Raw genomic sequence first — 6,770 nt, 5'->3', positions numbered from 1 at the left:
TTAATTAATAATCGCCCAAGAAAATGCTTGGGCTGGAAATCTGCACACGAAGCGTTCATGGAGCAAGTGTTGCACTTAATTTGACAAAGTAACATTTACTTAAATAATGAGAATAAACCAGACTATAAATAGCCATAGACACCCTGAGCAAATCTCAACGCTGAAAGAAAATTCATGTTAACTAAGGCTCCTTTGATTAACTAAATAGGTGAATTTAAAGGACCTTTTTATATGAAATTAGTATTCCCAATAAGACAGAAATCGAGCTTTGTTATGGTCCTTATTAGAATTTATATCAATTTTAGTGTATAATGATAGTAGGAACGAAAGAATATCATCGAAAAAAATATTGGAATTTCAAGAATGTCAGTACGAAGATTAAGGGGTTGATCGTATGTTGGACAAGTTATTGAGGTTTTTAGGTATTAAAATAGATGATGTAGATGAAGATTTTGACGATACTATACACTGTTTCGACAATGCAGATTCTATTTTCAACCATTCTAGAGATAAAGAGTAGTAAGGGGAATTTTCCTTACAAGTAATTTACAATAATAACTATATAATTTGGATAAATCGTTTTTAGGCCGAAAGGCTTAATTGCGATTTTTTTATTTTGTGTAAAAAGGGAATAAATTAAACAGTAAATGGTAAAATAGTGTATTTTAAAAAAGTCTAATATGTTACCATTTTACTTAATGTATTGTATAGAGTTATTTAAGAAATAGGTAGAGGTATATGAAAAAAATTAAATTGAAATTACACCATTTAATTATAAGTGTAGCTGTTTTGGCATTCTTTTTAACAATTGCTAGTAGTTTGTGGAGTAGCTATCGAACGAATACACATTCTTTAAAAGAAAGTACACTTGAAACAAATCATGCGTATGCGCAAAAACTGGCAATGACAGCAAATGATTATTTGAAAGAAACAATACAAATGCTTAATGTAAGTTCTGAGGAAATCTCAGCTATTTTTGATAATGAGAATAAATTATTACATGAAGCAAATCGCGTAAAAAAACAAACAAATACTTTTAATTCTGTTGCGATTGTAGATGAATATGGAGAAGTACTTGCAACATCTCCTCAATCGTTAGATTTAAAAGGAAAGACATTAACTTCTGATGCTATAAAAGAAGCGATAACTCAAAAAAAGCCATTAATATCAAAAGCTTATAAAGGAATAACAGATCGTTTGCTCATCTTCATTTCAGTTCCAGTTTTCGCTAAGGATAGTTCATATTTAGGACTTATAGGTGGAACTATTTATTTGAAAGAAAATAATGTATTGAATGAGGTTCTAGGGGAGCATTTTAATAAAGACGGCTCTTACGTGTATGTAGTAGAAAACGATGGCCGCATAATTTATCATCAGGATAAGTCACGTATTAATGATTTAGTATTTGACAATAAAGTTGTGAGCGAAATGCTTGAAAAACATAGTACCGGTGCAGCTCGTGTGATTAATTCTAAAGGGAAGGATATGCTGGCAGGATATTCGTATATTTCAATTGCCGATTGGGGAGTTGTGGCACAACGCTCAACTGAAATGGCTTTGAAGCCTGCAACAAACATGGTAAAGCAGATGTTGTATGCCGCATTACCTTTATTGCTCGTTTCACTTATTATCATTTTATGGGCTTCCCTTAAAATTGCACGTCCACTACAGCAATTAGCGACATTAACGGAAAGCAGTATGAAAGTAAACGAAGAAAAGAACCTTGCACTAGTACCAGGCTGGTATTATGAAGTTATACAGCTAAAAAAAGCATTAATTCAAAGCCTGTCTTTTCTACATGGACAAGTAAGCTTCTTTATGGACCAATCAGCGACAGATCCATTAACTGGATTGACAAACCGTCGTACATTAAATGAGCGTATGCAAAAATGGACAAATGAAAATACACCATATTCAATTGTTATGATAGATATTGATCATTTCAAGTTAGTGAATGATACATATGGTCACGGTGTTGGGGATGAAGTTTTGAAATTTCTAGCATTGAAAATGAAAAAGGTAACACGAGCGCATGATTTATGTTCCGTTATGGTGGAGAAGAGTTTATCATCTTACTGCCAAATACATCTGCAACTGATGCTTGTCTAATAGCGGAGCAGTTACGCACAGACATAGAGCAAACAGTAAGTCCTACTGGTAAAAGTATTACAATTTCAGGGGGTATTGCAGAATATCCCTTAATGGGAAATGAGCCTGGAGCAATGATTGGATTAGCAGATCAATGCCTATATGAGGCGAAAGAAAAAGGTAGAAATCAAGTTATGATGGCAAAAGAGGTATCAATTGTTCTGTAATCTAATTCTGAATTGAAATTTCCCATTTCGCATTTTATAGTATAAAATTACACTAAAAGAAACAGATGAGGTTGATAAGCTTGGATAAAGAACAAATCATTAGTATCGCTACTGCCAAATTTAAGCTAGTTCGTACGGAAAATAATTATACTCAGGATAAAATGGCTGAAGTACTAGGTATATCTAAAAAAACGCTTGTTCAAATAGAAAAGCAGAGAGTACCATGCGGTTGGACAACAACAGTTGCACTATGTGCCCTTTTTAGGGAAAGTTCAATTTTGCAAAATGCAATGGGTGGCGATCCGATGGAAGTAGTAGAACTAACAGCACATGATGTCATTGCACGCCCAAAAGAAAAAACTATGGGTGGGTATATTTGGTGGCGTACAGTACAAGAGGATAAAGGATATCGTTTGCAACAAAATATTTTAAGCAACCATTATCGAATTTTAGATTCTGAATCTTATCGATGGTTTAGTACGATGGACGAAAAGGCAGTGCTAGAGGAATTTACTCGTATCTTAGAAGAAAGTCATTCTATATAATTAACGAAAATGATAGTTCGGTATCAGGCATTCACGTAATAATTGAATGCCTTTTGTTTTTTATAATTTTGGTTATTGTAGAGCCTCTCTTATAGGCGAAATACTCAGACACGCTCAATTGTCTCCTTCCGTCTAGCGTATATTTTTTTAACATCTTGTTGAGGACACGGGTGTTTTTATTTTATTACTTGTGTAGTTGATTGGAGCGACATAAAAAATATATGATATTGAATCTGAAGAATCTACTCAAACTGTGTTAATAACTTTACTTGTAAATTGTATTACAGTAACAGATGTAATTTATATATAGGTCTTGCTTTAAACATAAGTACTAATGAAAAATGAATTAAATCTATTGTTTTAAATAAAAAAGCAACTCTTCTAAGTGAAGAATTGCTAATTATTGTGGATAACTAATTAATGAAAAATGATCCTATCCACAACATACACAGAGTTATACACCAATTTTGTTAATAAGTATATAAAAAATTCAGAATAATTAAGTAAAATGTGGATAAGTGGTTAAAAAGTAAAAAGCCTCGATTAGCATGAGTAGCTAAACGAGGCTTCGTTATATTAACGGTATCGAATTTCTTTGTTAACATCAATATCGTTGATGTCAATCCCCATTGCTTTAGCAACACCTGTACCATAAGCTGGATCTGCTTTGTAGCAGTGAATGATGTGACGTTCTTTAATGAAGAACTCAACGCCTTCCATGTTACGAGCAGTGTTTTCGAATAAACGTTGTTGCTCTTTTGAGCTCATGATGTTAAATAATTTACCTGGTTGTTCAAAGTAATTGTCATCATCTTCGCGGAAGTCATAGATATCAGCTGGTCCATCAAGTGTTAATGCAGGGTCTTTATATGATGGTTGTTCTTGCCATTGGCCGTAGCTGTTAGGCTCATAGTGTAATGTGCTTCCTAAGTTTCCATCTACACGCATTTGTCCATCGCGGTGGAAGTTGTGTACTGGGCATTTTGGTGCGTTAACTGGGATAGATGTATTGTTTACACCTAAACGGTAACGAGCAGCATCTGCATAAGCGAATAAACGAGCTTGTAGCATGCGGTCTGGTGAGAAGCTAATACCAGGTACTACGTTAGAAGGTGCAAATGAAGCTTGTTCTACTTCAGCAAAATAGTTAGCTGGGTTTCGGTTTAATTCAAATTCACCAACAGGGATTAATGGGAATTCAGATTTGTACCATACTTTTGTTAAATCAAATGGGTTGTAACGGTGGTTACGAGCTTCTTCTTCTGTCATCACTTGGATAGACATTTTCCATTTAGGGAAGTCGTCTTTTTGGATTGATTCTAATAGGTCACGTTGTGATGATTCACGGTCGTGTGCAACTACGTTAGCAGCTTCTTGGTCTGTGAAGTTTTTAATACCTTGTTGTGAAGTGAAGTGGAATTTCACATATACGCGTTCATTATCAGCGTTGATCATTGAATACGTATGTGAACCAAATCCGTGCATATGACGGTAATCAGTTGGGACACCACGGTCACCCATAACATAAGTAACTTGGTGCAATGCCTCGGGCAAATTTGTCCAGAAGTCCCAGTTGTTATTAGCTGAACGCATGTTAGTATATGGGTCACGTTTAACAGCATGGTTTAAGTCAGGGAAGTGCATTGCATCACGGAAGAAGAATACTGGTGTGTTGTTACCAACTAAGTCCCAGTTACCTTGTTCAGTGTAGAATTTTAATGCGAATCCACGGATATCACGTTCAGCATCAGCAGCACCACGTTCACCAGCTACAGTTGAGAAACGAGCGAACATTGCCGTTTTTTTACCTACTTCAGAGAAGATTGCCGCTTTTGTATATTTAGTAATATCGTGAGTTACTGTAAAAGTACCAAATGCACCAGAACCTTTAGCGTGCATACGACGTTCCGGAATAACTTCACGGTTAAAGTTAGCTAATTTTTCAAGCAACCATATGTCTTGCAGTAAAAGGGGTCCACGTTTACCTGCAGACATAGAGTTTGTATTACTTACGACTGGTGCGCCTGCAGCAGTTGTTAACTTTTTATTATTATCATTTGTCATAATGTTGTGCCTCCTATTTTTAAACTGAATCGTGCTCTTCAAAAACTAATATAACAGATTGATAGATGAAAGTAAATTATAATAATTATCTTTAAGGAATTTATATCTTTAAGTATATTATATAAATAATGACGGTTAATTCATTTTCAAAATAAATTATTAAAGGAACAAAAAAGGGATGTGAAATAGCATTAATGGTGCTGAATATATTAAAATATCAAAGTGAGCATGAATTAGACAAAATAAAGATCTTTTAAACATCTTACTCATTAATTAAAGTCAAGAATAAATTGTATATAATAATAATTATTATTATCATTTTGATAGTTAAAATGAGGGTAATTGATAATGTTTTAATGATATTTGAATCTTAGTTTAATAATCTGTAGATTGGCTTTAAGAAAGGCATGTCTGGAGTTTTGGTGCTAATGAAAGTAGCTCACTATCTCAAACAGGTTCAGAGTCCAGTTATGGACACTGCTTATAGGGGGCGCAGCAATCTTATTTGGATTAGGAATTTTATTTAACAGAAGAACTAAAAAAGCATAGTAAAAGCGAGGACTATTAATTGGTTTCATACCATTAATAGTCCTTTTTTATATTGGATAAGGATAAAATATTTGATTACTACAGTATTTTATTGTTCATTTTATAATAAAAATGTAGTTGCCACAAAATCACCACATTATTTAAGTCTTATGCCTTGTCTGTTGGAAATCACTTCTTCTATGATGGTAGATAGGAAGTCGAGTAGTGACAGGAGGAACTATAGCGATGTTGAATGAGGCAATTGAATTTATAAAGATGTATTATTCGGAAACGGGACAATCTGATGAGGAGTTAGTGAGTCGCATAGCTGAAGTAGAGCATGAGATTCATGACAATGGTTTTTATGAACATACGATAGATGAACTGAAGTTTGGTGCACAAGTAGGTTGGCGCAATAGCAATAAGTGTATTGGTCGCTTATTTTGGCAAACGATGCAATTACTTGATCAGCGCGAATTAAGAGATGAGCAGGATATTTTCCACGCACTTTTAGAGCATATTGATTTTGCAACAAATGATGGTCGTATTCGTCCAACGATTACGGTTTTCTCTCAACGTGATGTAAGAGTTTGGAACCATCAATTAATTCGCTATGCAGGTTATGAAACAACTGATGGTATTGTAGGCGATCCAGATTCAGTAGCGTTTACACAAAAATGTGAGCAACTTGGCTGGCAAGGACAGGGTGGCCGTTTTGATGTGCTACCACTTGTTATTCAAGTAGAGGATAGAGCCCCACAAATATTCGATATTCCAGCTGAATATATATTAGAAGTACCGATTCGCCATCCTGAGTTTGAATGGTTTGAAGAGCTTGAGTTGAAATGGTATGCGGTTCCGATGATTTCGAATATGAAACTCGAAGTAGGTGGCATCACGTATGCGGCGGCTCCCTTTAACGGCTGGTATATGGGAACAGAAATTGGTGCGCGTAATTTAGCGGATGATTATCGTTATAATATGCTTCCAATAATTGCAGAGAAAATGGGTCTAAATACAGCATCTAATTCGACTTTATGGAAAGACCGCGCATTAGTTGAATTGAATGCAGCAGTTTTATATTCGTATAAAGAAGATGATGTGAGCATTGTAGATCACCATACAGCAGCGCAACAATTCAAGCGCTTCGAAACTAATGAGCAAATTGCAGGGCGTGACGTAACGGGAAATTGGACATGGCTTATTCCACCATTATCACCAGCTACAACGCATGTTTTCCATAAACCATATGACAATGAACGTAAAACACCGAACTATTTTTATCAAAAAGCGCCATATTAATTTAGAGAATTACAGG

4 protein-coding genes and 1 pseudogene are annotated in these 6,770 nt (G+C 35.0%); 4 read left to right on the top strand and 1 reads right to left on the bottom strand.

Translation table 11 applies throughout. From position 1 onward, the window contains the following. The first annotated feature begins 394 nt into the window (after window positions 1-394). From ACQKMD_RS12205 to ACQKMD_RS12195, 3 genes and pseudogenes are all read left to right on the top strand, one after another. Window positions 395-520: a hypothetical protein gene (locus tag ACQKMD_RS12205; RefSeq protein WP_427752384.1), complete on the top strand. Its 126-nt coding sequence runs from the start codon at window positions 395-397 to the stop codon at window positions 518-520. Window positions 521-738: 218 nt separating this feature from the next. Then, window positions 739-2,315 (top strand): annotated as a pseudogene (locus ACQKMD_RS12200) (sensor domain-containing diguanylate cyclase). An 80-nt stretch (window positions 2,316-2,395) separates the two neighbouring features. Further along, window positions 2,396-2,860 carry a helix-turn-helix transcriptional regulator gene (locus ACQKMD_RS12195; RefSeq protein ID WP_427752383.1) on the top strand — a complete coding sequence of 155 codons (465 nt, stop codon included), beginning with the start codon at window positions 2,396-2,398 and terminating at the stop codon, window positions 2,858-2,860. A 576-nt stretch (window positions 2,861-3,436) separates the two neighbouring features. Here the strand turns inward: ACQKMD_RS12195 and ACQKMD_RS12190 are convergent. Beyond that, a complete protein-coding gene (locus tag ACQKMD_RS12190) occupies window positions 3,437-4,924 on the bottom strand; it encodes a catalase (RefSeq protein ID WP_427752382.1) in 1,488 nt (495 codons plus the stop codon). Between the two features lie 774 nt (window positions 4,925-5,698). On the opposite strand from ACQKMD_RS12190, the gene ACQKMD_RS12185 reads away from it, so the two are divergent. Beyond that, window positions 5,699-6,754, top strand: a complete 1,056-nt coding sequence (locus ACQKMD_RS12185) for a nitric oxide synthase oxygenase (protein ID WP_427752387.1) — start codon at window positions 5,699-5,701, stop codon at window positions 6,752-6,754. The last annotated feature ends 16 nt before the right edge of the window (window positions 6,755-6,770 follow it).

The organism is Viridibacillus sp. NPDC096237, assembly GCF_050278625.1.
GTDB lineage: Bacteria > Bacillota > Bacilli > Bacillales_A > Planococcaceae > Viridibacillus.
The sequence above is the reverse complement of the archived record's forward strand: the minus strand, read 5'-3'. Positions and strand labels throughout refer to the sequence as shown.

Bases quoted from the DNA above. Each gene is read 5' to 3' on its own strand.
- ACQKMD_RS12190 (WP_427752382.1), bottom strand. From the start codon at position 4,924: ATGACAAATGATAATAATAAAAAGTTAACAACTGCTGCAGGCGCACCA.
- ACQKMD_RS12205 (WP_427752384.1), top strand. From the start codon at position 395: ATGTTGGACAAGTTATTGAGGTTTTTAGGTATTAAAATAGATGATGTA.
- ACQKMD_RS12185 (WP_427752387.1), top strand. From the start codon at position 5,699: ATGTTGAATGAGGCAATTGAATTTATAAAGATGTATTATTCGGAAACG.